Below are 1,385 nucleotides of genomic sequence, written 5' to 3' on the forward strand. Positions count from 1 at the left end.
GGGTTAAGGGTCAAAATGTGTGTCTGGCTCGGCGTGTCGCGGGGGTTAGATTTGGCCTTTTTGAATGCCGATTGAGTGGGTGTAGTCGGTGTCGATAGCGTTGTCGTAGAGGGCTGGGCGTCCTGTTTCGTGGTCGGCTTGGTTCTCGGTTTGGGTCAGGGTGGATACTTTGGCGAGTTGGCCCTGGCCCCAGTCGGACTGCCTGGCGATTCGTACTGGATCGTCAGGCAGTTCCGTTTTTAAGTAGAGCCACCAATCCAGCATGCGGCGTTGTCGTTCGCCTGATCTGCCGCGGTGGGTTCTGGCGAGCAGTTTGAGCTGGGCGTTGATGCCGCCTTCTAAGCTGTTGGTGGTGGATTTGATCCGCTCGGGCGCAAGGACTCCTGCTGGCGGGTTGAGGTAGACAAACAGCATCTCGGACCGCCAAAGATGGTTGAGGCTGTTGTAGGCCTTGCGCACGTTGTGGTGGGTCCACACGCGGGTCCATGCACCTGTTTTGGGGTCTTTGATCATGGTTTTCTCGTTCATCCATTCCCGGTAGATCGTTGAAAACTCGTGCAGTTGCACACCCCACGCGGCGGCTTCATCCAGTGTGGTGATCCGGGTCAGTTTCAGCGCAAGTCGGTAGATGGTGCGCCCGGCATCGGTGCGTGGGTTGGTGGTGGTGTAGCGGCGGACCACGCGTTGGGCGTGGACGAGGCAGCGTTGAATTTTCGTAGTCGGCCAGCACTTTTTGATTGCGCTGTATGCGCCTTGGCCGCCGTCGATGACGGCGATGAGTGGGGCTTCGATGCGTTCAAGCAGCAGTTGGTAGTCGCGGGTGGTTTCGTGTTTGCACCAGTGCCAGGCGATCACGTGGTCGATGGTCGCCGCGACGATCAGGCAGCCACCGGCGGTGTAGGTGCCATCGAGAAATACCTGGTCGTAGATCCGCTTGTGGTGGCCGGCGGTGGGGTCAGGCACATCAACGAGCCAGCACCACTTGAAGCGCCGCTTCATGGTGGCGCGGCTAACACCGTTTCGTTTGGCTAGGTCGTCGAGTGATATTGCGGTGGTGCAATGCTCGATGAACTGGGTGAACACTGCCGCGTTGGTGATGTCGTTTCGACGTTTGACGCTGGAGGCGCCGCATTGTTTGCAGCGCCATCTGGTGGTGCCTTTGCTGGTGGTGCCGTTGCGTTTCATTTCACCGCCGCAGTGGCAGCGTGGTTGGTTCTTCGACATTGCGACACCACACCACGCCGCGCATAGCACATCACGGCTGCCACACCGAGGATTTCCCGTCGGGGGCTAGATATATGCTTCCGGAGCATATACTTTCCGGAAACCTACAGGTCAATCCGTGAAAATCCGCGATTCCGGACACACTTTTTGACCCTTAACCC

Annotated in this window: 1 protein-coding gene; it reads right to left on the reverse strand. The window is 58.4% G+C overall.

The features are described from left to right. Positions 1-45: 45 nt before the first annotated feature. Positions 46-1,224 carry an IS256-like element IS1249 family transposase gene (locus tag BJP08_RS11135; protein WP_005323424.1) on the reverse strand — a complete coding sequence of 393 codons (1,179 nt, stop codon included), beginning with the start codon at positions 1,222-1,224 and terminating at the stop codon, positions 46-48. Between the last annotated feature and the right edge of the window lie 161 nt (positions 1,225-1,385).

It is taken from the genome of Corynebacterium sp. NML140438, assembly GCF_001875725.1.
Taxonomy (GTDB): domain Bacteria; phylum Actinomycetota; class Actinomycetes; order Mycobacteriales; family Mycobacteriaceae; genus Corynebacterium.